Below are 24,854 nucleotides of genomic sequence, written 5' to 3'. Positions count from 1 at the left end.
ACAGTTGGAGGAATTTGTTGTGAAAAAATATGGAGTAAATGAATTGCGTAGAATGTATCTGGAATTTTTTGAAAGCAAAGATCATCTCGCAATGAAAAGTTTTTCACTTGTACCGCATAATGATAACAGTTTGTTATTAATTAATGCAGGAATGGCACCTTTAAAGCCATATTTTACAGGTCAGGAGATACCACCAAAGAGACGTGTAACTACATGTCAGAAGTGTATCAGAACCGGAGATATTGAAAATGTAGGAAAGACAGCAAGACATCTTACCTTCTTTGAAATGCTTGGAAACTTTTCCTTTGGAGATTATTTTAAGCATGAGGCAATTGCATGGTCTTGGGAGTTCCTTACCAAAGTGGTAGGTATGGAGCCGGAACGTTTATATCCATCTATTTATGGAGAAGACGAAGAAGCATTTGAAATCTGGACAAAGGAAATCGGAGTGCCAGCTGAGAAGATTACACGTTTTTATCGTGATGAAAACGGAGAGTGTGATAACTTCTGGGAGCATGGTGCAGGTCCTTGTGGTCCATGTTCCGAGATTTATTATGACCGTGGAGAAAAATACGGCTGTGGTAGTCCGGATTGTAAAGTTGGTTGTGAATGTGACCGTTTCATGGAAGTTTGGAATAACGTATTTACTCAGTTTAATGGTGATGGTCATGGACATTATGAAGAACTTGCAAATAAAAATATTGATACCGGTATGGGATTGGAACGTCTTGCAGTAGTAGTACAGGATGTTGGTTCTGTTTTTGATATTGATACGATGAAGGCAATTCGTGATAAAGTCTGTGCAATCAGTGGCAAGGCTTATCAGGTAGACGCAATGGATGATGTTTCCATTCGTTTGATTACAGATCATATTCGTTCTACTACCTTTATGATTTCTGACGGAATTATGCCATCCAATGAAGGAAGAGGATATGTACTGCGTCGTTTGATTCGTCGTGCAGCACGTCACGGAAGATTATTGGGCATTAATGGTAAATTCTTAGCAGACTTAAGTGCAACAGTTATCGCAGAAAGTAAGGACGGATATCCAGAGTTAGAAGAAAAGAAAGAGTTTATTTTCAAGGTATTATCTCAGGAAGAAGAAAAGTTTGACAAGACCATTGATCAGGGACTTTCCATTCTCTCTGAAATGCAGGAAGAATTGAAAAAGACAGGAGCAAAAGTGCTGTCAGGAGAAAATGCATTTAAGCTCTATGATACTTATGGATTCCCTATGGATTTAACACAGGAAATCTTAGAAGAACAAGGATTTACCATTGATGAAGAAGGTTTCCAAAAGTGCATGGACGAGCAGAGAAATAAAGCAAGAAGTGCAAGAAAAGAAACCAACTACATGGGAGCAGATGCAACTGTTTACGATGAAATCGATACAGCAATCACTTCCGAGTTTGTAGGCTATGATAGATTAACACATACTTCTAAAATCAGTGTACTTACAACTGAAACAGAGTTGACAGAGGCTTTATCTGACGGAGATAAGGGAACCATTATTGTAGATGAGACACCATTCTATGCTACCATGGGTGGTCAGAATGCCGATACAGGTGTGATTCGTGCCGGAGAAAGCGAATTTAAGGTAGAAGATACCATTCATTTGCGTGGTGGAAGAATCGGACATGTTGGAACTGTAACTAAGGGAATGTTTAAAGTAGGAGATAGCGTAGAACTTTCCGTAGATGCAGAAAAACGTGCTTTGATTGGAAGAAACCACAGTGCAACACATTTACTTCAGCGTGCTCTTCGTGAAGTATTGGGAAGTCATGTAGAACAGCATGGTTCTGATGTAAACGAAGACAGATTGCGTTTCGACTTTTCACATTTTGCAGCAATGACTCCAGAAGAAATTGCACAGGTAGAAAAGATTGTAAATGCCAAGATTGCAGAGGCTATTCCGGTTGTTACAGAGGTTATGTCCTTAGAGGAAGCGAAGAAAACAGGAGCAATGGCACTGTTTGGTGAAAAATACGGAGATAAGGTACGTGTTGTAAAAATGGGTGATTTCTCCATAGAACTTTGTGGTGGTACTCATGTGGCAAATACAGGAAGTATCGGAGCATTTAAGATTATTTCTGAGTCCGGTGTAGCAGCAGGTGTAAGACGTATTGAAGCTTTAACTTCAAAGGCTGTATTTGAATATTATGACAAATTAGAAGAAACAATAAATGAAGCAGCTAAGATTGCTAAGACGAATCCAGCAGGATTGGTAGAAAAATTAGAGCATTTAGTAGCAGAAATGAAAGAACTTCAGAGCGAAAATGAATCCTTAAAGAGCAAGGTTGCAAAAGATGCACTTGGTGATGTTATGAATCAGGTTGTAGAAGTAAATGGTGTAAAACTTCTTGCTGCAAGTGTATCTGGTGTAGATATGAATGGACTGCGTGATTTGGGTGACCAGTTAAAAGAAAAACTTGGCGAGGGTGTTGTTGTATTAGCATCTGATTTAGAAGGAAAAGTAAATCTGGTAGCTATGGCAACAGATGACGCTATGAAGAAAGGTGCTCATGCAGGTAACTTAATCAAAGCCATTGCAGGAAAAGTCGGCGGTGGCGGTGGTGGACGTCCAAACATGGCACAGGCTGGAGGTAAGAATCCGGCAGGTATTCCGGACGCTATTGCTGAGGCAAAAGCAGCATTAGAAGGACAGATAAAATAATTTCCGAAATATTTTTATGAAAGGTATTGACTTACGGGAAATATCTGCTAAAATAATTGTTAGTGCAATAAAATATTACCCAAACAGTTGAATATGCACAATACGCAACTGGAGGGAGGTTAGGTGTGAGACTATGTCAAATGTAATCGTTAAAGAAAACGAAACTTTGGATAGCGCTTTACGCAGATTTAAAAGAAACTGTGCGAAAGCAGGGATTCAGCAGGAAATTCGTAAGAGAGAACATTACGAAAAACCAAGCGTAAGACGTAAGAAAAAATCCGAAGCAGCTAGAAAGCGTAAATATAATTAATTGTGTAAAAAGACCATCACAGGAATGTGGTGGTCTTTTTTATGCAATAGGAAATTGCGTCCTATTGCATAAAAAACGCTCTGCTAAGGATATATCATTTCATTAACAAAATTTTCTTTTCAAATCTCAGGAATATTCTTTCTAAAATTCTCATATATATGAAATCAGGTGTAGGGAAGGAGGACAACTTATGGAGGAAATAATCAATGTATTTCCAAAACCACTTCAACATTTGTGTAAGAAAAGTTTTCAAAAGGAAATAGAACCGGAAGAAATAAGGCTTCGGATAGGACAGCCCGTGATGATAATCGGAAAAGCCCAGGAGTATTTCTGGAATGTGGAAATGAATGTGCTGGAAACGCGGGGAAAAGACGCCTATCGTTGGAAGGAAGAAGATATGCGAGAAACGCTTTCTCATATGAGTCAATATTCCATGTATGCCTTAGAAGAAGAAATCCGAAGAGGATTCTTTACCATGGAGGGAGGACATCGTATTGGAATTGTAGGAAAAACCGTATGTGAACAGGGAAAAATCACAGCCATGCGTAACATCAGTGGTCTGAATATACGAGTTGCACGAGAAAAACCAGGTTGTGCAAAAAAGATACTTTCCTATATGAGAAAGGGAGAAGAGATACATAATACATTGATTTTGTCGCCACCGGGAATTGGAAAGACCACAATGTTACGAGATTGTATTCGAACCTTGTCAAACGGTGATGAAAAAATAGCGGGGAAAAAAGTAGGAGTAGTAGATGAGCGAAGTGAGATAGCAGCGTCTTTTCAGGGAATTCCTCAAAACGATTTGGGAATTCGCACCGATGTATTGGATTGTTGTCCAAAGGCAGAGGGAATGCGGTTATTGCTGCGCAGTATGTCTCCACAGATTATCGCAGTAGATGAATTGGGAGGACAGGAAGATTATCAGGCAGTAGAGGAAGTATTGCATTGTGGGTGTAGAATCCTTGGAACTATGCATGTAGGAAGTATCGATGAGTTAAAAGAAAAAGTATATTTATCCGAGTGGTTGAAAAGAGGAGTTTTTGAACGATTTGTATTTTTAAAAAGAACTTTAGAAGGGGAACGGGAATTTGAAGTATATGATGAGGCGTTGAGACAACTATGTTAAAAATTGCAGGTGGAATCATTGTGCTTGTGGCAGCTGCCTTTTACGGGTGGCGGTTATCCATGGAGCAACAGGAACATTTAGAACAGTTATTGGCAATGAAAGAAATGTTTTTAATGTTAGAAGGGGAGATTTCTTATACAAAAACACCTCTTAGAGAAGCATTTGTACGCATTGCAACTCAAAACAAAGAGCCCTTTGCAGGATTTTTAAAGAAGGCAGCAGAAGGTCTTTTAGAAAATCGAAAAAGTATGGGAGACTATTGGAGAAGTCTGGTAGAACAAGAAGAAAATCGATTTTTATTTTCCAAAGAAGAACGGGAATTATTAAAAAGAGCAGGAGAAAATTTTGGGTATCTGGATGGACAGATGCAGTTGAAAAATTTGGAGTTATATATTGGACAGGCAGAAGTGATGATAGAGCAGTTTCAAAAGGAGTTAAAAGAGAAACAGAAACTTGCCCAGACATTAAGTGTGATGTGCGGGTTATTTGTGATTATTCTGCTGTTATAGACACGGAGGAACAATGAGTATCAGTTTAATCTTTAAAATTGCTGCAGTAGGAATTTTAGTTACCGTACTAAGTCAGGTATTAAAACATAGTGGGCGGGAAGAACATGCATTTCTTACCAGTCTGGCAGGACTTTTGATCGTATTATTTTGGATTGTGCCCTACATATATGATTTATTTGAAACTATGAAAAATCTTTTCGCATTATAGCACCGGGGAGGCAAAATGGACATTATAAAAATTGCAGCCCTTGGGCTTGCAGGAACTTTGCTTGGAATTATGTTAAAAGGGCAGAAAAAAGAATATGAGTTATTTATTTCCATGGGAGCTTGTCTGTGTATTTTTTATTTTATTGTTACGAAGTTAGAAATTGTGCTATCCGTAATAAATCAGATGCAAAACTATGTAAAAATCGATGCAGGGTATGTAGGACTTCTTTTCAAAATGATAGGAATTACATATATCGCAGAGTTTTCGGCAAATTTGTGTAAAGATGCCGGGTATCAGGCAGTTGCAGGTCAGATAGAAATGTTTGGAAAACTATCCATATTAGCAATTAGTATGCCGGTGTTGTTGGTGTTATTAGAAACCGTAGGAGAATTTTTGACGTGAAAAGATGGATGCTGGGATTAGGATTGGTGGTATTGTTAGGCGGGAATTCCATACAGGCATATGCAATGGAAGAGGACAGGAAAGAAGCTTTCACAGAGTCGGTATCAGAAGAGGATACCATAGAGGAATATTTAGAACAGTTAGATTTTGATGAAGTAGATAGCATGTTAGCAGAAAAGGGAACCGGAATTACATTTGAGGGATTGGTACAAAGCATTATAAATGGAGAAGAAATAGATAAAGGAGAATTGCTAAAGAAGTTTTTGACGGTAATATTTGAAGAAGTTTTGGCATTTCGATATGACCTGTTGCAGATGATTCTGCTGTGTGTGGTATTTTCCATTCTTTATAATTTTACCAATATATTTGAAAATCCGGCAGTAACAGAAATCAGTTTTTACATGGTATATATGTTACTTTTGGTGCTGTTATTAAAATCCTTTTTCGTTCTAAAAGATGTGGTTTTGGTGGTGTTAGAGGACATGCTGGTATTTTTAAAATTATTAGTCCCCACCTTTTCCCTAAGTATGGTGTTTTCCGGACAAATGACAATCGGAACGGCATTTTACGAGCTTACTTTTTTTGTAATATATGCAATTGAATGGCTGATGAATAATTTAGTTGTTCCGGCGATACAGATATATGTAATAGTAGAAATGATGAATTATCTCACGGAGGAAGAAATGCTGTCAAAACTGACAGAGCTTATCAAAGAGGGAATAGAATGGCTGTTAAAGCTGGTATTTACCATGGTTGTAGGAATTAACGTGGTACAAAATCTCTTAACGCCGGTAATTGATAGTTTTAAGTCTAACCTGATATCCAGAACAGCCGGAATGATACCGGGATTGGGAACTTCCATTAATGCAGTTACAGAAATCATGGTTGGAAGTGGAATTGTAATAAAAAACGGAGTAGGAGTGGCAGCCATATTAATATTATTAATATTGTGTGCAGGACCGGTGATAAAAGTATGGGTAATGACATTTTTGTATCGTATGGTTGCTGCGGTTATGCAGCCCATTGCAGATAAACGAATGTTAGGTTGTATTAGTGGTGCAGGCGAAGGAGGAAGATTGCTTGGAAGGGTAACGGTAACAACCGTTGTAATGTTTTTAGTAACCATAGCAATGGTAACGGCAGCTACTACATTTCGGTGAGTCATATCACGTTAATTTACATAGCAGAAATAGGAAAGGAGCAACATATGGAGGTAGTATACGGTTGGGTAAAAAATTTAGTTTGTTTTTACATCTTTATAACGGCAGTACTACATTTGTTGCCAAAAGAAAGCTATCGAAAATACGTTCGATTCTTCGAGGGACTGTTATTAGCAATATTGGTACTGACTCCGGTACTTTCCTTGTTTGGAAATCGTGAGAATCTTTCTGAAAAAATAGAACAGATGGGTTTTTTTCAGAAAATGGAGAATCTGAAATTGGACACCGCATATCTGGAGGCATCCCAACAGAAAATTTATCAGGAGGAATATGAAAAGGCAATTTGTATGGATATAGAACAGATGGCAAAAAGGCAGGAATTACAGGCGAAAAAGGTGGAGGTAAGTCTTACGGAAGAATGTCTGGTAAAACATATTTATATAGAAACCGCATTTATATCTGAGGATTCTGCCAAACAAAAAGCGGCGTTTGCAAAAGGTGCAGAATACCCACAGGTGTATGAATTGCAAAAAGAACTGGCGAAGTTTTATCAGGTTGATGAAGAAGCAATAGAGATTGTGGTAAAGGAATAGAGGTGGAAGGATGAAGCGGGAAAAGTGGAAGAAAATTCCAAAAAATCAAATATTAATCGGGGGATTGGTGGGAATATTATTACTGGTAATTGCCATTCCAATAGACGGTGGAAAGAAAAAAACGCAGGAAATATCCACGCAGCAGACTATGTCAGAAGGAGAATCCCAGGAAGGAGTTTACGAAAAAAAGTTAGAACGTAGATTGACCGAAGTGTTAGAAAAAATAGATGGTGTGGGAAAGGTAGAAGTAATGATTACACTGAAAGACAATGGAGAAAGTGTAGTAGAAAAGGATGTAACCACCAGTAGTCAGAATACGCAAGAGGGAGAAGGGAGTTCTGCACGAAATACGGCAGAGAATCAGTCGCAGGAAGAAACTGTGTTTTCAGGGCAACAGGGAAGTGGGCAGCAACCCTTTATTTCAAAAGAAGTAACCCCACAAATCGAAGGAATTCTGGTAGTAGCAGAAGGAGGTGGCAATTCCGTTGTGATAAAAAATATTTCAGATGCAGTTTTAGCATTATTTCCAGTAGAAGCACATAAAATTAAGGTAGTTAAGATGAATCTTTAGGAGGGTGTTGTTTTGAAAAACATATTCAGGAAAAATCAGATTATTATTACAGCTCTGGCAATGATGATTGCAGTAGCAGGGTATTTGCAGTATACCGGAAGTCAGAGTGATGATAAGATTGCAAAAGAAGCAAGTGCGGATTTAAGTGATACTACATATGAGATTTCTGACGAAGAATTTAGCGCAGATAATATCTTTACGGACACAGAAGCAGGCGAAGAAACCACAGCGCAGACAGAGGCGGCAGCACAGCCACAGGCAGAAACCCAGACGGAAGAAGCACCGTTAGGAATCCAGACAGGAGAAGACATTGCAGCTCAGAATGCAAAGGAAAAAGAGGCAGTAGAAAATCCGGGAGAAGCAGTACTTACAAGCAATACAGTGGAAAATGTAAATTTTGCGGCAGAAGTAAAATTAAATCGTGAGCAAATGCGTTCCCAGAATAAAGCTACGTTATTAGAGGTAATCAATAATACCAATATTTCACAGGAACAAAAGCAAAATGCCATTGATGCAATGGTTGCCATTACAGATATTTCAGAACGGGAAAATGCGGCAGAAATGCTGTTAGAGGCAAAAGGATTTACAGATGTTGTGGTAAGTATTACCGATGATAATGCAGATGTGGTTCTGAATATGGGAGAAGTAACAGACGCAAAACGTGCACAGATTGAGGATATTGTAAAACGTAAGACAAATGTGAATCCGGAAAATATTATTATTACACCAATACAGGGAGGTACATCCGGTACAGTAACACAAGAGTAACCAAAAGAGAAATAAAATGTTTGATAGGAAGGTTATGCAAGAGAAAAGCACGAAAGAGTCCGGTCATCATAAGCGGACTCTTTATTCTATTGTAATATCATAGGATAAAAAAGCCGGGGATAAAAAAGCCGGGGTTGAGAAGTAATAGTGGTATTGGTATAATTAGAATGAAAAGTAGAAGGAGAAAATGTTTATGGGAAAGACAGAAAAAAACGAGAAAAAGATAAAAAAATATTCAATAGCAGGTTTAAGTATCGGAGTATGTATGGGGATTGCTTATGGAATAGTTTTTCATAACCTGGCATTGGGGCTTGGAATCGGTTTGTGTTTTGGCTCTGCATTTGGTGCTGTAACACAAAAGAAAAAAGATAGCGCAGAAAATACGAAAAAGAAAAAATAAAAGCGAGGAAGATACAAAGTGGTAAAGATAGACTTAATTACCGGCTTTTTAGGAGCTGGGAAAACAACATTTATTAAAAAGTATGCCCAATATTTATTAGATAAGGGAATGCAGATAGGAATTCTTGAGAACGATTTTGGCGCAGTAAACGTGGACATGATGTTACTGCAAAATCTCATGGGAGATAATTGCGAATTAGAAATGATTTCGGGCGGATGTGACAAAGAGACACATAGAAGACGTTTTCGTACAAAATTGATTTCCATGGGAATGTGTGGATATGACCGAGTGATTGTAGAGCCATCCGGCATTTTTGATATGGATGAATTTTTTGACGTACTTCGTGATGAACCATTGGATCAATGGTATGAGATTGGTAACGTAATTACCATTGTAGATGCAAAATTGGAAGAAGAGATGTCAGAGGAAGCAAATTACCTTTTGGCATCGGAAGCTGCATATGCCGGACGTATTATCTTAAGTCACGCAGATGAAGCCACAGAAGAACAAAAGAGTCATACCATACAGCATTTAAACAAAGCATTGGAACAGATACAATGCAAAAGAAGATTAGAAAAAGAAATTTTGTGTAAAAGTTTGCCAAATCTTTCACAAGCGGATTTTGAAGAATTATTGAACTGCGGGTATGTAATGGAAAATTATCGGAAAATGGATATGGAGGAACAAAAAGGTTTTGATTCGTTGTATTTTATGAATGAAAACGTGACGGAAGATAACATTCAAGAGATTGTAAAGAAAATAATGGATGATCCTGAATGTGGTTCTGTTTTCCGTGTAAAAGGCTTTGTAAAAAATGCAGAAGATAAGTGGTTACAACTGAATGCAACGCATAATGAAATTACTATGCAGCCCATTGAAGTAGGACAAGAGGTATTGATTGTAATTGGTGAAAAATTGCAGGAAGATAAAATTAAAAGTTATTTAAAGCAGGAATAAGAGGGGCAGAGAAGAATGCAACGAAATTTAACAAAGGGTCCTATCACCGTTAATATTCTGTTGTTTGCACTTCCGCTCATGTGTGGAAACTTATTGCAACAAATGTATAATATCGCAGATACCTGGGTTGTGGGACGGTATTTAGGAGCAGATGCATTAGCGGCAGTGGGTTCCTCTTATACATTGATGATGTTTTTGACATCTATCATATTAGGACTTTGTATGGGAAGTGGTGCAGCAATCTCTATGCAGTATGGAAGTGGAGAATATGATAAAATGCGGCAAAGTATCTTCATGTCTTTTGTATCCATTGCAGGAATTTCAGTGATTCTAAACATTCTTGTATACATTGGCATGGATGTTATACTTTGGATACTTCAGGTGCCCACGGATATTCAGCCATTAATGAAAAAGTATCTTATCATTATATTTATGGGAATAATAGCAACATTTCTTTATAATTATTTTGCAAACGTACTTCGTGCGATAGGAAATTCAGTGATACCACTGGTCTTTTTGGCAGTATCCTCCATTTTAAATGTGATTTTGGATATGGCATTTGTTATGGTATTTCATTGGGGTGTTGCAGGAGCAGCAAGTGCAACTGTTTTGTCACAGTTTATTGCTGGAATTGGAATACTAATGTATATGGTTAAAAAATTTCCACAGTTGATACCAAAGAAAACTGATATGCATTGGAAAAAAGAAAATCTGTTGGAGATATTAAATCTTTCAGTGCTAACCAGTGTGCAGCAGTCCATTATGAATTTTGGGATTTTAATGGTGCAGGGACTTGTGAATAGTTTTGGAACTGTAGTTATGGCTGCGTTTGCTGCAGCAGTAAAAATCGATTCTTTTGCTTATATGCCGGTGCAGGATTTTGGAAATGCTTTTTCTACTTATGTTGCGCAAAACTATGGAGCAAATCAAAAAGAAAGGATTCGAAAAGGCATTCGCAGCGCAGTTATAACATCAGCCGTTTTTTGTATCATCATCAGTTGTTTGGTGGTAGGTTTTGCAAAACCACTAATGCATATTTTTATCGCACCGGAGGAGAAAGCCATTGTAGAAGTCGGAGTACAATATCTGAGAATAGAAGGTGCCTGTTACATAGGAATCGGAGTGTTATTTCTGTTATATGGTTATTATCGGGCGGTAAATCGCCCGGCGATGTCGGTAGTAATTACCATTGTATCATTGGGAACAAGAGTGTTATTGGCATATTTGCTATCGGCAATACCGACCATAGGAGTAGTGGGAATCTGGGTGTCTGTTCCCATTGGCTGGTTGCTTGCCGACATAATCGGAATGGTATATTATATAGTTAAGAAGGACAAAAAATAAAGGAGATATAGTATGATTCGACATATTTTATTTTGGAAGTATACAGAAAAGGTAAAAGGGGAACAGAAAGAAAAAGAAGCACTTGAATTTTTGCAGAATTCAGTGGCAACAATGGAAGGAAAAATTGATGGATTGTTGCACGCGGAAATCGGAAACAATATTGCAGGCGGGGAATATGATCTGGTATTTTATGCAGAACTTCAGAATGAGGCTGCATTAAAGACATTTCAAAACCATCCGTTACATGTGGCACATCGTGAACGATGCAAGGATATTGTAACAGACCGACTTTGCGGAGATTTAAAGACAGAGAAAGAGAAATAAAAAGAGAAGCAATATTAAAAATATAAAGTGGGAATAAATAAAGGAAAAGGCTTGCATAGAAAATAAAAAGATATTATGCTGAAAGTAAGTAAATACAGGAGGTGCTGTGCTATGAAAAGGGTTTTTTTAATTGTATTAGACAGTGTTGGAATCGGAGAAATGCCAGATGCAGCAGCATTTGGAGATGAGGGAAGCAATACTTTGAAGGCAGCTTCTACCAGTCAATATTTTTCTATGCCTAATATGAGAAAATTGGGGCTATTTAATATTGATGGAGTAGAAATTGGAGCAAAGGAAGAATATCCTACGGGGGCTTTTGCCAGAATGACAGAACAGTCTATGGGAAAAGACACTACGATTGGACACTGGGAGATTGCAGGTATTATTTCGGAATCTCCGTTGCCTACCTATCCGGAAGGATTTCCTAAAGAAATTATTGAGGAATTTTCTCGAAAAACAGGACGTGGGGTGCTATGCAATAAACCATATTCCGGAACAGAGGTTATCAAAGATTACGGAGAACAACATATGAAAACCGGAGATTTAATTGTATATACTTCGGCAGACTCCGTATTTCAGGTGGCAGCCCATGAAGATATTGTACCGGTAGAAAAATTATACGAATATTGCCAGATAGCCAGAGATATGCTGGTAGGAAAAAATGGAGTAGGAAGAGTAATAGCTCGTCCCTTCGAGGGAAAACCGGGAGCTTTCGTGCGAACGGTAAGACGTCATGACTTTTCGCTAGTTCCTCCCAAAGTAACCATGCTGGATCAGATAAAAGATGCTGGATATGAAGTATTGGGTGTTGGAAAAATATTTGATATTTTTGCAGGAAAAAGTATTACAGATTATGTGAGAACTACAGGAAATCCGGATGGCATTGATAAGACACTTGACTATATGGACAGAGATTTTGAAGGACTTTGTTTTGTAAATCTGGTAGATTATGATATGCTTTACGGACATCGTAACGATGTGGAGGGATATGCAAAGGCACTAACGTATTTTGATGAACGGTTACCTGAAATTCTTGGTAAAATGCGAGAAGAAGATATCCTCATGATTACGGCAGACCATGGATGCGACCCATCCACACCATCCACCGACCATTCCAGAGAATATACTCCATTAGTGATGTACGGAAAGAACATTCCGGCAGGTGGTAATTTTGGAACACGGCGGACTTTTTCCGATATTGGTGCAACAATATTAGAATATTTTGGCATAAAAAAGAAAATTTCAGGGGAAACTCTTCTTAAATTTTAGAAAAAAAGAGGAATTATTGTAAGATTTTGTGATTTTACAGTAATTCCTTTTTTTAATGAAAAAAACTTAGCAGTTTATTAGCAATAGAATGGGAAAAAATTATAGGCAATTCTTTCAAAAAAATTTTTTTTTTGAAGAGAAATTTCCTAAAAAAACAGAAATTTAGTAAAAGGTCATAAAAAGTAAAAAAAGCAATATACAATTGTTACAAAAAAGTAAAAAAATAATAAAGAAACAGTGTCAGTGATTCACAAAAAAAATGGGGTATTTTGGTAAACTTTGAGGCTCAAAACAAAGATTGACATTATTTTAACATGGGATTAAATTAGATAAAGAAATTACTGTGGCAGTGTGAGTTTGCACGGATACCGTCAACCGTCAGAACTGCCGGCAGGTGGAAAGGAAGTGAATAGAATGGATGCTTTCGTAGAATCACTATTGGAGGAGTTAAACTGCGAGACAGTTTTTACCATCCCCCTATTTGGTGGAATTCCCGTATCTGAAGCAGTGGTAGTTACCTGGTTTATTATGGCAGGACTTACTGTTGCCGCCTTTTTACTCACCAGAAATCTGCGAGTGGAACAACCGGGACGAAGGCAGCTGATTGTAGAAACAGCCGTGGAAGGAATCTACGGATTCTTTGAAGACACCATGGGAGGACTTGGAAAGGAATATATTCCATATTTAAGTGCTGTTGCTATCTACATAGGAATTTCGAATCTGATAGGATTAATCGGGTTCAAACCTCCCACCAAGGACTTGAATATTACCGCTGCACTGGCAATTATGAGTATTGTTTTAATTGAAATTGCCGGCGTACGCAAGAAGGGGATGAAGGGATGGCTTAAGAGTTTTGCAGAGCCAGTACCAATTATTCTTCCTATTAATATTCTGGAAGTATTTATCAGACCATTGTCATTATGTATGCGACTATTCGGAAATGTATTAGGTGCATTCGTAGTTATGGAACTGATAAAGTTATTAGTACCAGTTGTGGTACCAGTGGCGTTCAGCTGCTATTTTGATATTTTTGACGGTTTAATACAAGCATATGTGTTTGTATTCCTTACATCATTATTTATTAAAGAAGCTATTGAAGAATAAGAAGAAAAGGAGTGTATTACTATGAATACAATTATCGCTATTGGAGCAGGAATCGCAGTTTTAACAGGAATCGGAGCAGGAATCGGAATCGGTGTTGCAACCGCTAAAGCAACAGATGCTATTGCAAGACAGCCAGAAGCAGAAGGTAAGATTAGTAAAGCATTATTATTAGGATGTGCACTTGCAGAAGCAACCGCTATTTACGGTTTCGTTATCGCATTACTTATTATCATGTTCTTAAAATAATAACAGGAAAACAATAAGAAAGGCGGCGGTAACATGTTAAGTTTAGACGTTTGGAATCTGCTGTTTACGGTAATCAACGTACTGGTATTGTACCTGTTAATGAAGAAGTTTTTATTTAAGCCTGTACTGGCAGTGCTAGAGAAGCGAAAAGAAATGATTGCAGCTAACATGGAAGAAGCAAGAAAGAGTCAGCAGGAAGCAGAAGAACTGAAGGCTGATTATGAAGAAAAACTTTCTGTGGCAAAAGAAGAAGCACAGAATATTGTTCATAATGCAAGAGAATTGGCAGAACAGGAAAGAACAGGCATTTTAGAGAAGACCAGAGCTGAGTCAGAGCAGATGATAGAAAAAGCCAAGGCTGCCATTTTGTCAGAGCAAGAGCAGGCACAGCAGGAAGCAAAAGAAGAGATTGCCAAACTTGCGGTATTAGCTGCAAGAAAAATTATAGAAGCAGGTGATGCCCATGACACAGACAGCTATTAATTATGCGAAGGCACTTCATGAATTAAATATCAGCAGAGAGAGTATGCAGACGATAAAAGCAATTATCGAAGCAGTTCCGGCTGTATGTGAAGTGTTAGAAGCCCCGGTTGTCCCAAAGGAAGAAAAACGTCGTGTGGCAGACCGGATTTTCCCGGAAGAGACGAGATCCTTTGTAAAACTTTTATGTGATTATGACCGGGCAGATCAGCTTGCAAATATCTGTGAGGCATATGAGATAGAATACAGACGTATTCATCATATTTTAAAGGCTGAAATATATTCAGCAAAGCCTCTGGGTGATGAAAAGAAACAGGAAATTGAAAAGTTTTTACAGAAACAATATCCGGATATGACTTATCAATTATCCTACGATATTGAGAAAAAACTGATGGGTGGAACCAAAATCGTAGCTGGAAATATGGAATATGATAATAGCTACGAAGGACGTCTGCATCAGTTGGAATTAAAATTAACCGGGAGGTGAAAGCGGTGAGTGCAATCAGCGCATCAGATATTATTTCCATTTTAAAAAGCGAAATCGAGCACTATGACTGGGAAAAAGAAGGTCAGGAAACAGGTGAAGTTATCTGGGTAGGTGACGGAATTGCAACTGTATACGGAATCGATCATGCTGTATATGGTGAAATCGTCGTTTTTGAGAATGGATTAAAAGGTATGGTACAGGATATCAGAAGAAATGAAATCGGATGTATTCTGTTCGGAAAAGATACCGGAATTAAAGAAGGAACAAAAGTTGTTCGAACAAAGAAAAAAGCAGGTATTCCGGTAGGTGATGCCTATGTAGGAAGAATTATTAACGCTCTTGGAGAACCGATTGACGGAAAAGGAGAAATCAAGGCAGAGGACTATCGTCCAATCGAAGAAGATGCTCCTGGAATTCTTGATCGTAAATCCGTAAATACACCAATGGAAACAGGAATTCTTGCAATTGATTCCATGTTCCCAATCGGACGCGGACAGCGTGAATTAATCATTGGAGATAGACAGACAGGTAAGACTGCAATTGCAACAGATACCATTTTGAACCAAAAGGGAAAAGATGTTATTTGTGTATATGTAGCTATCGGTCAGAAGGCTTCCAGTGTTGCAAAATTAGTATCCACATTACAGCAGCATGATGCAATGGATTATACAATTGTATTATCATCAACAGCAAGTGATCCGGCATCACTACAGTATATTGCACCATATGCAGGTACTGCGTTAGCAGAGTACTTTATGTATAAGGGAAAAGATGTATTAATTGTATATGATGATTTATCAAAACATGCAGTAGCATACCGTGCATTATCTCTGTTATTAGAGCGTTCCCCGGGACGTGAGGCATATCCGGGAGATGTATTCTATCTTCATTCCAGATTGTTAGAGCGTTCCAGTCGTTTGAGTGATGAATTAGGCGGAGGTTCTATTACCGCATTACCAATCATTGAAACACAGGCAGGAGACTTATCTGCATATATTCCAACAAATGTAATTTCTATCACAGATGGACAGATTTTCTTAGAGAGTGATTTGTTCTTCTCCGGTATGAGACCGGCGGTAAACGTAGGACTTTCCGTATCTCGTGTTGGTGGAGCAGCGCAGACAAAGGCAATGAAAAAGGCAACCGGAAGTATCCGTATCGATTTGGCACAGTTCCGTGAAATGGAAGTGTTTACACAGTTTAGTTCTGATTTGGACGAAAGTACAAAGGAACAGTTAGCACACGGAAATGTTTTGATGGAATTATTAAAGCAGCCATTGTGTCATCCAATGAGTATGCCGGAGCAGGTAATTACACTTTGTGCAGCCAATAACGGAGTTTTCGATAAGGTTCCGGTACCGAAAGTAAAAGAAGCACAGATGAATCTGTTAGCACATATGGCAGATGCACATCCGGAATTGGTAAAAGAAATCGAAGAGCAAAAAGTGCTTAATGATGAGACAGCAGACAAGATTGTAGCAGCTGCAAAGGAATATGTGCAGACAGCAGTAATGTAAGGATGGTGAGGAAAAATGGCTAATACAAAGGAAATCCAGAGCCGAATGAAGAGTATTCAGGATACGATGAAGATTACCAATGCCATGTATATGATTTCCTCTTCCAAATTGAAAAAATCAAAAAAGAGTTTGGAAGATACAGAGCCGTACTTTTACACACTGCAATCAACCATGAGCCGTATTCTGAGACATATTCCGGACATAAAAAGCATTTATTTTGACCAACGTGAAAATAAAAGTCAAAGTGAGCGGCATACAGGATATGTTGTTGTTACTGCCGATAAGGGAATGGCAGGTGCTTATAACCATAACGTATTAAAAGTGGCAGAAGAGCATTTGCAGCAAAGTGATAATCCGGTATTGTTTGTATTAGGAGAATTAGGAAGACAATACTTTGAACATAAAAAATTTCCCATTGAAGAGCAGTTTCATTATACCGTACAGAATCCAACATTAAACCGTGCAAGAAATATTGCAGAGACGGTATTAGAATGGTATAGTCAGGAAAAATTAGATGAAGTGTATATTATTTATACCAGAATGGTAAATGCAGTTCAGGCTGAGGCAGAAGTATTACAGCTTCTTCCGTTAAAGAAGGCGGATTTTAGTAGCCAGTCAATACCAATTGGCGTTAAAATGGAAGAATTAGCGTTATTACCTACACCGGAAGCGGTAATGAATCGAATTGTACCGGACTATATTGTAGGATTTATATATGGTGCATTGGTAGAATCTTATTCTAGTGAGCAGAATTCAAGAATGATGGCAATGCAGGCGGCTACGGATAGCGCGAAAGACATGTTAAAGGAATTGGATATATTGTATAACCGAGCAAGGCAGGCAGCAATTACACAGGAAATTACAGAGGTAATTGCCGGAGCTAAAGCTCAGAAGAAAAAGAAAGAACAAGGTGGAAAGTAAGGAGGTCAGATACATGGAACAGGGCAGAATTGTCCAGGTCATGGGACCTGTAGTTGACGTAGAGTTTGAAAATTGTGAACTTCCGGAAATCAAAGATGCATTGGAAGTAGACAACGATGGAAAACGTTGCGTCATGGAAGTGGCACAACATATTGGAAATAATACCGTACGTTGTATTATGTTGGCTTCCAGCGAAGGACTGCATAAAGATATGGTAGTAACTGCAACAGGAAGCGGTATCAAAGTTCCGGTTGGAGAAAAGACATTAGGACGTTTATTTAACGTATTAGGTGATACATTGGATAAGGGAGAGTCTCTGGAACAGGAGCCACACTGGGTTATCCATAGAGATCCACCTACTTTTGAGGAGCAGAGTCCGGTTGTTGAAATGTTAGAAACAGGAATTAAGGTTATTGACCTTTTAGCTCCATATGCAAAAGGTGGTAAAATCGGTTTGTTCGGTGGTGCCGGAGTAGGTAAAACCGTATTGATTCAGGAGTTGATTCACAATATAGCTACAGAACATGGTGGATATTCTATCTTTACCGGAGTTGGAGAGCGTTCCCGTGAAGGTAATGATTTGTGGTCTGAAATGAGCGAATCAGGTGTATTAGAGAAAACAGCATTAGTGTTTGGACAGATGAATGAGCCACCTGGAGCTCGTATGCGTGTGGCAGAAACCGGACTTACTATGGCAGAATATTTCCGTGATGAAAAACATCAGAACGTGTTATTGTTTATTGATAATATTTTCCGTTTTACACAGGCAGGTTCTGAAGTATCTGCATTGTTAGGACGTATGCCTTCCGCAGTAGGATATCAGCCAACACTGGCAACAGAAATGGGTGAGTTACAGGAACGTATCGCATCTACGAAGAATGGTTCTGTTACCTCTGTACAGGCAGTATATGTACCAGCCGATGACTTAACTGACCCGGCACCTGCAACTACATTCGCACATTTGGATGCAACTACCGTATTATCCAGAAAGATTGTAGAACAGGGTATTTATCCGGCAGTTGACCCATTGGAGTCAAACTCCCGTATTTTGGAGGCTGATGTAGTAGGTGAAGAACATTACCAGACAGCCAGAAGAGTACAGGAAGTATTACAGAAATACAAAGAATTACAGGATATTATCGCAATTCTCGGTATGGAAGAATTATCAGAAGAAGATAAACTTACAGTATATCGTGCAAGAAAGGTACAGAAGTTCTTATCACAGCCATTTAGTGTTGCAGAGAACTTTACCGGAATTTCAGGAAAATATGTACCGGTACAGGAGACAATCCGTGGATTTAAAGCCATTTTGGATGGTGAAATGGATGAGTATCCGGAAAATGCATTTTTCAATGTAGGAACCATTGACGAAGTAAAAGAAAAGGCAGAGCGTATGAAAGAATCCGCCGGAGAATAGGAGTGGTTTCATGAATACATTTTTTTTAAAAGTGATTGCGGCAGACCATACTTTTTTCCAAGGAAAATGCCAGTCATTGATTGTACCTGCCATTGATGGTGAAAAAGGAATACTTCCACACCATGAAGATATGGTAATCGCAGTAAACGAAGGTGAGATTCGTGTAACAGCAGAAGATGGTACCGTACATATTGGTATTGTAGGTATGGGATTTGTACAGATTATCAATAACCGTGTCACACTGTTAGTAGAAACGGCAGAAAGACCGGAAGAAATTGATGCACGAAGAGCAAAAGAAGCTCAGGAACGAGCTATGGAGCAGATGCGTCAGAAACAGAGTATACAAGAGTTCCATCATTCCCAGGCATCTCTTGCAAGAGCAATGTCAAGATTGAAGGCAACCAGCAAGTATAATCAGTAAGAAAAAACTACTGTAATTAAGTGAAATCACTTATTGCAGTAGTTTTTTTATTATATAATAGTGAAAGGGATTGCAATTTTTCCATAAGGAAATTATAATGATAAATAGTGTTCCTAGAAGATAGGAAGAGGATAGAGGAGAATTATAATGGCAAAAGAATTATTAAAAAGAGAACAGGTAGCAGTAGAAGATACCTGGGCAGTAGAAGATATTTATGCAACAGAGGAAGCATTTTTAGCAGATGCAGATAGTGTAGAAAAGAAACTGAAGGAAGAACTTACCAAGTATGATGAAAAGTACTTAAATGAGAGTGGTGCACATCTGTTAGAGTATTATAAGAATTTAGAAGAAGTTATGCTGATTTTAGATAAGGTATTAAATTATTCTGAAAGAAATGCAGATGTAGATACTTCAAATACTCATTATCAGGCATTAAGAGGTAAAGCAGAAAATCTGTACTATAAATTAGCAGAAGTAACTGCTACGATTGGAAGTTATATTGTAGCAATGGATGATGCAAAGATAAATCAGTATTTTAAAGAAGTACCGGAGTTAGAAGAATATAGAGTAAGCATTGAGGATTTAAGAAGATTAAAACCACATATGTTATCTTCAGAGGCAGAAGCTTTGTTAGCAGCATCTAACGACATGGGAAGTGCAGTAGATAAAGTATATAGCTTATTGGAAAATGCAGATTTTGAAAATCCAACAGTAAAAGATGAAAATGGGGAAATGGTGAAGGTAAGCAGCGGAAGATTTGTTCCAATGTTAGAGAGCAAGGACGTGCGTGTTCGCCGTGAGACATTCCAGGCATATTATGCAAGATATGAACAGTACAAGAATACATTTGCATCCTTATATGAAGGAAAAGCAAAGGCTAACTTTTTCTATGCAAAAGCAAGAAAATACAGCGCTTCTATGGAAGCAGCAGTAGATGCAAACAATGTGCCAAAGGAAGTATATTACAACTTAATTGAAGCTGTAAATGAAAACATGGACTATATGCATCAGTATATGAAGCTGAGAAAGAAATTATTAGGTGTAGAAGAACTTCACATGTACGACTTATATACACCAATGGTAGAGCAGGAAGAGGAAGAAATCACTTATCCAATGGCTCAGAAGGAAATCGCAGAAGCATTACAGGTACTTGGTGATGATTATGTAAGCGTATTAAAACGTGGATTTGAAAATCGTTGGATTGATAAATATGAAAACGAAGGAAAGAGAAGCGGAGCTTATTCTGCCGGAAACTACGGAGTACATCCATATGTATTGATGAATTATCAGTATAACTTAGATTCTGAATTTACCTTGGCACATGAAATGGGGCATGCGCTTCATTCCTATTATTCTTCCAAGAATAATAATATTTTTGATAGTGAGTATAAAATATTTGTGGCAGAGGTAGCATCTACCTGTAACGAAGCATTGTTAATGGATTATTTGTTAAAACGTACAAACGACAAGAAGAAAAAAGCATACTTAATCAACCATTTCTTAGAGCAGTTCCGTACAACCTTGTATCGTCAGACGATGTTTGCAGAATTTGAACTTCGTACTCATGAAATGGTAGAGCGTGGGGAAGCACTCACAGCAGAAGCTTTGAAAAAAGTATATTATGACTTAAATGTAAAATATTACGGAAATGATATCGTAGTGGATGATGAAATTGCAATTGAATGGGCAAGAATCCCACATTTTTATTACAATTTCTATGTATATCAGTATGCGACCAGTTTTTCCGCATCTATGGCACTCAGCAAGAAGATTTTAGAAGAAGGAAAACCGGCAGTAGATAAATACCTGGAATTCTTAAGTGGTGGTTGTACAAAGTCCCCAATTGAGTTATTAAAAGGTGCAGGTGTGGATATGACAACAAAGAAACCAATTAGCGAAGCACTTAAGACATTCGGTGAATTAATAAAAGAACTGGATGAAATGTATGCATAAGTAGGGAAAGAACAGTGATAAGGGAATAGAAAGAGAGGACATTTTTTTGGCAGATTTACAAAAAGAAATAGAAAAGCGTAGAACGTTTGCGATTATTTCTCATCCGGATGCGGGAAAAACAACTTTAACAGAAAAGTTTTTGTTATATGGAGGAGCTATTAATTTAGCCGGTTCTGTAAAAGGAAAAGCCACAGCAAGACATGCGGTATCTGACTGGATGGAAATAGAAAAGGAGAGAGGTATTTCTGTCACCTCCTCTGTATTGCAGTTTAATTATGGCGGATACTGTATCAATATTTTGGATACTCCGGGACATCAGGATTTCTCAGAGGATACCTATCGTACCTTGATGGCAGCAGATTCTGCCGTCATGGTAATTGATGGTTCTAAGGGTGTAGAGGCACAGACCAGAAAGTTATTTAAGGTATGTGTTATGCGTCATATTCCAATTTTTACATTTATCAATAAGATGGATAGAGATGCTAATGATACCTTTGATTTGTTAGACGAGATTGAAAAAGAGCTGGGAATAGCAACTTGTCCAATTAACTGGCCAATTGGCTCCGGAAAGAATTTTAAAGGTGTGTATGATCGTAATACAAGAAAAGTAAAAATCTTCGAAGATACCTTAAAGGGAACAAAAGAAGGAACAGAACGTGACTTTGATATTGATGATCCGGCATTGGGAGAATTCGTAGGTGAAGACCAAAAAGCACAGCTTTTAGAAGAAATTGAGCTTTTGGATGGAGCAAGTGCTGAATTTGATATGGAATTAGTATCAAAGGGAGAATTATCTCCGGTGTTTTTCGGTTCTGCTTTGACAAATTTTGGTGTAGAGACATTCTTGCAGCATTTCTTACAGATGACATCTTCACCGTTGCCGAGAAAAGCTGATATTGGAGAAATTGATCCGTTTTCTGAAGATTTCTCTGCATTTGTATTTAAGATTCAGGCAAATATGAATAAGGCGCATCGTGACCGTATCGCATTTATGCGGATATGTTCCGGAAAGTTTGAAGCAGGAATGGAAGTAACCCATATTCAGGGTGGAAATAAAAAGATACGTTTATCTCAGCCACAGCAGATGATGGCACAGGAGCGTAAGATTGTAGAAGAAGCATATGCAGGTGATATTATTGGTGTGTTTGATCCCGGTATTTTCTCTATTGGTGACACGATTACCAATGCCAATGAAAAGTTTGCATTTGAAGGAATTCCTACATTTGCACCGGAACATTTTGCAAGAGTACGTCAGTTAGATACCATGAAGCGTAAGCAGTTCGTAAAAGGTATCAGCCAGATTGCACAGGAAGGTGCGATTCAGATATTCCAGGAATATAATACCGGTATGGAAGAGATTATCGTAGGTGTGGTAGGAGAACTTCAGTTTGATGTATTGAAGTATCGTCTGGAGAATGAATACAATGTAGAAATTCGCTTAGAAAAACTGCCATATGAGCATATTCGCTGGATTGAGAATAAAGAAATTGATATGGATAAGCTAATAGGAACCTCTGATATGAAGAAAATTCAGGACTTAAAGGGAAATCCATTACTGTTGTTTATCAATAGTTGGAGTGTGGGAATGACCTTAGATAGAAACGAAGGACTGGAATTATCTGAGTTCGGAAGAGACTAGAGATATATCTAAAAATGAGATATAAAGGATAAAAAAGATATAAAAGGATGATAACTGATAATCGTTCAGTTATCATCCTTTTTGTATGTTGTTTATTACTCAAGGTTTACTTTCCTGCGTATAATCAACCGCGTAATAAGATAGAATATAACACCAAGAATTAAGTTAAATATACAGGTTGCAGGGAGAAAAGAACTGTATATTCTTCGGGTAAGTGTCAAAGAATCCAATTCTGTTCCCAGCAAAGTGTTAAGGTTAATCACAATCATAAGAATACTGGAAAGTATTTGTGTAACTATGTAAAATGCAATATAAAATCCAATAGAAGATGCTAATTTATGACGTTCCATCAACTGACCCAGTGCAATAGCAAGGTATCCCATAGTTAATGAAAAGAAGCTGCCAACAATAAGTGACAGACAACATATCCCCAGAAGTTGTAATGGTCCATATCCAAATATATCCTGGAAAGAAGCAGTGGTTTGGGCACCGTCGGACAAGGCGGAAACAAAACCGGAAAGAAATGCGCTTTTTTCATTGGCAGAATCAGCATGTGCAATTGCGTAATAACTACTGGAAAAACTTATAGCAAAGATAGAACCTACGGTAAGTAATACATTAAAACAATTCCAGAGAAATGCCACAATTAATTTGGAGTTTAAAAGTTGTGTGTGTGTAACCGGAAGAGTAAACATTAAATACCCTTCTGAGGTAAACAAATTTTTGTAAAATCGAACCATTGAATAAATATAGGCTGCAAGTGTAAGTACAATCATTGAGAGTGCATATAAAATAATCAATAAAATCACTAATGGCAGTGAGGTATCACGTTGCAAAATATCGGTACATAGAATAAGACAACCTACAACGGTAATAAGAACAATGGTAAGATTCAGTGGAAGTAAAATCCTACGAGTTGCTTCAAATTCATGTTTCATTAATTTTTTTAACATTTGAATACCTCCCGGAATAATGTATCTATGGACTTATTCTCGTTTTCTCTGATGTCATCTACCGAGGTTTGCATACGGATTTGACCATTTTGAATAAAAATGACTTCATCTAAGATATTCTCAATATCCGAAATCAAATGAGTGGAAATGAGAATGGAAGCATTTTCGTCATAATTAGAGATAATCGTATTTAAAATATAATCTCGGGCTGCTGGGTCTACGCCGGCAATGGGTTCATCTAATAAGTATAAATCTGCCTTACGACTCATTACTAAAATAAGCTGTACTTTTTCTTTGGTGCCTTTGGAAAGGGTTTTTAACTTGCTATTTGGATCAATATTCAACTTAGCCAGCATGTCATAAGCACGTTCGGTTTCAAAATCTTCATAGAAATCAGCAAAGAAACCAATGATTTCCTTTACCTTCATCCAGTCATTTAAGTAGGTATGGTCCGGCAAATAAGAAATCATTTTTTTACTTTCGATTCCAATCGGTTCTTCCTTAAGATAGATTTCACCGGAAGAAGGAGTAAGAAGACCGGCAATTAATTTTATGAAAGTTGTTTTTCCGCTTCCGTTTGGTCCAAGCAGACCGATAATGTGTCCACCATCAATTTGCAGATTGATATTGGAAAGGGCAGGGTAGCGTCCATATTGTTTGCTCAAATTTTTACATTCTAATAAAGTCATTTTGCATCCCCCTCAATTGTTTGTTTCATAAGAGATACGGTTTCGTCTTTCTGGAAACCTAATTTTTGCATATTTTCAAGAAATTGAGAAATAATTTCCCGTGCCATTTCTGACTTTATATCATCAATCATCTTTGTATCCTCCGTAATAAATCGTCCACTGGTTCGCTGGGAATAAACAAGACCTGTCCGTTCTAATTCGGAAAGTGCCTTTTGCATGGTGTTTGGGTTTACAGAAGCCTCAGCTGCAAGCTCCCGCACAGAGGGAAGCTTATCCCCGGGCTTGTATACACCGGAAATAATATCCATTTGAATTTTTTCAATAATCTGTATAAAAATTGGTCTATCGGAATCTAAGTTCCATGGCATAATATCACCTCGTTTTCAATGTATTATTGTACTATCTGAGT

At 37.9% G+C, this 24,854-nt stretch carries 28 protein-coding genes; 25 read left to right on the top strand and 3 right to left on the bottom strand.

Features of this window, described 5'->3' with window-relative positions:
• The first annotated feature begins 19 nt into the window (after positions 1-19).
• The 25 genes from alaS to KQI83_RS05565 all read left to right on the top strand — a co-directional run bounded on the left by alaS (position 20) and on the right by KQI83_RS05565 (position 22,803).
• Positions 20-2,674: an alanine--tRNA ligase gene (gene alaS, locus KQI83_RS05685; protein ID WP_330622312.1), complete on the top strand. Its 2,655-nt coding sequence runs from the start codon at positions 20-22 to the stop codon at positions 2,672-2,674.
• Between the two features lie 133 nt (positions 2,675-2,807).
• Positions 2,808-2,984 (top strand): 30S ribosomal protein S21, encoded by a 177-nt coding sequence (gene rpsU, locus KQI83_RS05680; RefSeq protein ID WP_004054229.1) that lies wholly within the window; start codon positions 2,808-2,810, stop codon positions 2,982-2,984.
• Positions 2,985-3,174: 190 nt separating this feature from the next.
• On the top strand, positions 3,175-4,113 hold the full coding sequence (spoIIIAA, locus tag KQI83_RS05675) for a stage III sporulation protein AA (RefSeq protein ID WP_216555346.1): 939 nt from the start codon (positions 3,175-3,177) through the stop codon (positions 4,111-4,113).
• Positions 4,107-4,622: a stage III sporulation protein AB gene (locus KQI83_RS05670; protein ID WP_216555345.1), complete on the top strand. Its 516-nt coding sequence runs from the start codon at positions 4,107-4,109 to the stop codon at positions 4,620-4,622. The genes spoIIIAA and KQI83_RS05670 overlap by 7 nt, the downstream gene beginning before the upstream one ends.
• Positions 4,623-4,635: 13 nt before the next feature.
• On the top strand, positions 4,636-4,830 hold the full coding sequence (spoIIIAC, locus tag KQI83_RS05665) for a stage III sporulation protein AC (protein WP_075719038.1): 195 nt from the start codon (positions 4,636-4,638) through the stop codon (positions 4,828-4,830).
• 15 nt (positions 4,831-4,845) lie between these two features.
• Complete coding sequence (locus tag KQI83_RS05660) at positions 4,846-5,232, top strand: SpoIIIAC/SpoIIIAD family protein (protein WP_216555344.1); 387 nt, start codon at positions 4,846-4,848, stop codon at positions 5,230-5,232.
• Positions 5,229-6,392 carry a stage III sporulation protein AE gene (locus KQI83_RS05655; protein ID WP_216555343.1) on the top strand — a complete coding sequence of 388 codons (1,164 nt, stop codon included), beginning with the start codon at positions 5,229-5,231 and terminating at the stop codon, positions 6,390-6,392. The genes KQI83_RS05660 and KQI83_RS05655 overlap by 4 nt, the downstream gene beginning before the upstream one ends.
• A gap of 47 nt (positions 6,393-6,439) precedes the next feature.
• Positions 6,440-6,985, top strand: coding sequence for a stage III sporulation protein AF (locus KQI83_RS05650; protein ID WP_216555342.1), 546 nt, complete (start codon positions 6,440-6,442; stop codon positions 6,983-6,985).
• Between the two features lie 10 nt (positions 6,986-6,995).
• On the top strand, positions 6,996-7,556 hold the full coding sequence (locus KQI83_RS05645; protein ID WP_216555340.1) for a stage III sporulation protein AG: 561 nt from the start codon (positions 6,996-6,998) through the stop codon (positions 7,554-7,556).
• A gap of 12 nt (positions 7,557-7,568) precedes the next feature.
• Entirely contained in the window at positions 7,569-8,324 is a 756-nt protein-coding gene (locus KQI83_RS05640; protein WP_216555337.1) for a SpoIIIAH-like family protein, read from the top strand.
• Positions 8,325-8,517: 193 nt separating this feature from the next.
• On the top strand, positions 8,518-8,724 hold the full coding sequence (locus KQI83_RS05635) for a hypothetical protein (protein ID WP_216555335.1): 207 nt from the start codon (positions 8,518-8,520) through the stop codon (positions 8,722-8,724).
• 18 nt (positions 8,725-8,742) lie between these two features.
• Positions 8,743-9,681, top strand: a complete 939-nt coding sequence (locus tag KQI83_RS05630) for a GTP-binding protein (protein ID WP_216555333.1) — start codon at positions 8,743-8,745, stop codon at positions 9,679-9,681.
• Positions 9,682-9,696: 15 nt separating this feature from the next.
• Positions 9,697-11,025: an MATE family efflux transporter gene (locus tag KQI83_RS05625; RefSeq protein ID WP_216555331.1), complete on the top strand. Its 1,329-nt coding sequence runs from the start codon at positions 9,697-9,699 to the stop codon at positions 11,023-11,025.
• Positions 11,026-11,037: 12 nt separating this feature from the next.
• A complete protein-coding gene (locus KQI83_RS05620; protein WP_216555329.1) occupies positions 11,038-11,349 on the top strand; it encodes a Dabb family protein in 312 nt (103 codons plus the stop codon).
• Positions 11,350-11,460: 111 nt separating this feature from the next.
• Entirely contained in the window at positions 11,461-12,618 is a 1,158-nt protein-coding gene (locus KQI83_RS05615; RefSeq protein WP_216555326.1) for a phosphopentomutase, read from the top strand.
• A gap of 414 nt (positions 12,619-13,032) precedes the next feature.
• Positions 13,033-13,722 (top strand): F0F1 ATP synthase subunit A, encoded by a 690-nt coding sequence (locus KQI83_RS05610; protein ID WP_216555441.1) that lies wholly within the window; start codon positions 13,033-13,035, stop codon positions 13,720-13,722.
• A 21-nt stretch (positions 13,723-13,743) separates the two neighbouring features.
• Complete coding sequence (gene atpE, locus KQI83_RS05605) at positions 13,744-13,968, top strand: ATP synthase F0 subunit C (RefSeq protein ID WP_075719054.1); 225 nt, start codon at positions 13,744-13,746, stop codon at positions 13,966-13,968.
• A 33-nt stretch (positions 13,969-14,001) separates the two neighbouring features.
• Positions 14,002-14,451 (top strand): F0F1 ATP synthase subunit B, encoded by a 450-nt coding sequence (gene atpF, locus KQI83_RS05600; RefSeq protein WP_216555324.1) that lies wholly within the window; start codon positions 14,002-14,004, stop codon positions 14,449-14,451.
• Positions 14,432-14,935, top strand: coding sequence for an ATP synthase F1 subunit delta (atpH, locus tag KQI83_RS05595; RefSeq protein WP_216555322.1), 504 nt, complete (start codon positions 14,432-14,434; stop codon positions 14,933-14,935). The genes atpF and atpH overlap by 20 nt, the downstream gene beginning before the upstream one ends.
• Before the next feature lie 5 nt (positions 14,936-14,940).
• Positions 14,941-16,452 (top strand): F0F1 ATP synthase subunit alpha, encoded by a 1,512-nt coding sequence (atpA, locus tag KQI83_RS05590; RefSeq protein ID WP_216555320.1) that lies wholly within the window; start codon positions 14,941-14,943, stop codon positions 16,450-16,452.
• Positions 16,453-16,467: 15 nt separating this feature from the next.
• Entirely contained in the window at positions 16,468-17,373 is a 906-nt protein-coding gene (gene atpG / locus KQI83_RS05585) for an ATP synthase F1 subunit gamma (RefSeq protein WP_216555318.1), read from the top strand.
• Positions 17,374-17,386: 13 nt separating this feature from the next.
• Positions 17,387-18,790 (top strand): F0F1 ATP synthase subunit beta, encoded by a 1,404-nt coding sequence (gene atpD / locus KQI83_RS05580; RefSeq protein ID WP_216555315.1) that lies wholly within the window; start codon positions 17,387-17,389, stop codon positions 18,788-18,790.
• Positions 18,791-18,800: 10 nt separating this feature from the next.
• On the top strand, positions 18,801-19,211 hold the full coding sequence (gene atpC / locus KQI83_RS05575; RefSeq protein ID WP_216555313.1) for an ATP synthase F1 subunit epsilon: 411 nt from the start codon (positions 18,801-18,803) through the stop codon (positions 19,209-19,211).
• Positions 19,212-19,358: 147 nt separating this feature from the next.
• Positions 19,359-21,164, top strand: a complete 1,806-nt coding sequence (pepF, locus tag KQI83_RS05570) for an oligoendopeptidase F (RefSeq protein WP_216555311.1) — start codon at positions 19,359-19,361, stop codon at positions 21,162-21,164.
• A gap of 46 nt (positions 21,165-21,210) precedes the next feature.
• Positions 21,211-22,803, top strand: coding sequence for a peptide chain release factor 3 (locus tag KQI83_RS05565; RefSeq protein WP_216555309.1), 1,593 nt, complete (start codon positions 21,211-21,213; stop codon positions 22,801-22,803).
• Positions 22,804-22,898: 95 nt separating this feature from the next.
• On the opposite strand, the gene KQI83_RS05560 is transcribed toward KQI83_RS05565, so the two are convergent.
• The 3 genes from KQI83_RS05560 to KQI83_RS05550 are packed head-to-tail and all read right to left on the bottom strand — an operon-like array spanning position 22,899 to position 24,813.
• Positions 22,899-23,756, bottom strand: coding sequence for a hypothetical protein (locus KQI83_RS05560; RefSeq protein ID WP_216555307.1), 858 nt, complete (start codon positions 23,754-23,756; stop codon positions 22,899-22,901).
• A complete protein-coding gene (locus KQI83_RS05555) occupies positions 23,750-24,445 on the bottom strand; it encodes an ABC transporter ATP-binding protein (RefSeq protein ID WP_216555305.1) in 696 nt (231 codons plus the stop codon). The genes KQI83_RS05560 and KQI83_RS05555 overlap by 7 nt, the downstream gene beginning before the upstream one ends.
• Positions 24,442-24,813: a GntR family transcriptional regulator gene (locus tag KQI83_RS05550; RefSeq protein ID WP_216555303.1), complete on the bottom strand. Its 372-nt coding sequence runs from the start codon at positions 24,811-24,813 to the stop codon at positions 24,442-24,444. The genes KQI83_RS05555 and KQI83_RS05550 overlap by 4 nt, the downstream gene beginning before the upstream one ends.
• Between the last annotated feature and the right edge of the window lie 41 nt (positions 24,814-24,854).

It is taken from the genome of Roseburia sp. MSJ-14, assembly GCF_018918225.1.
GTDB lineage: Bacteria > Bacillota > Clostridia > Lachnospirales > Lachnospiraceae > Petralouisia.
Note: the sequence above shows the minus strand (reverse complement) of the source record. Positions and strands in the feature narration are given on the sequence as shown.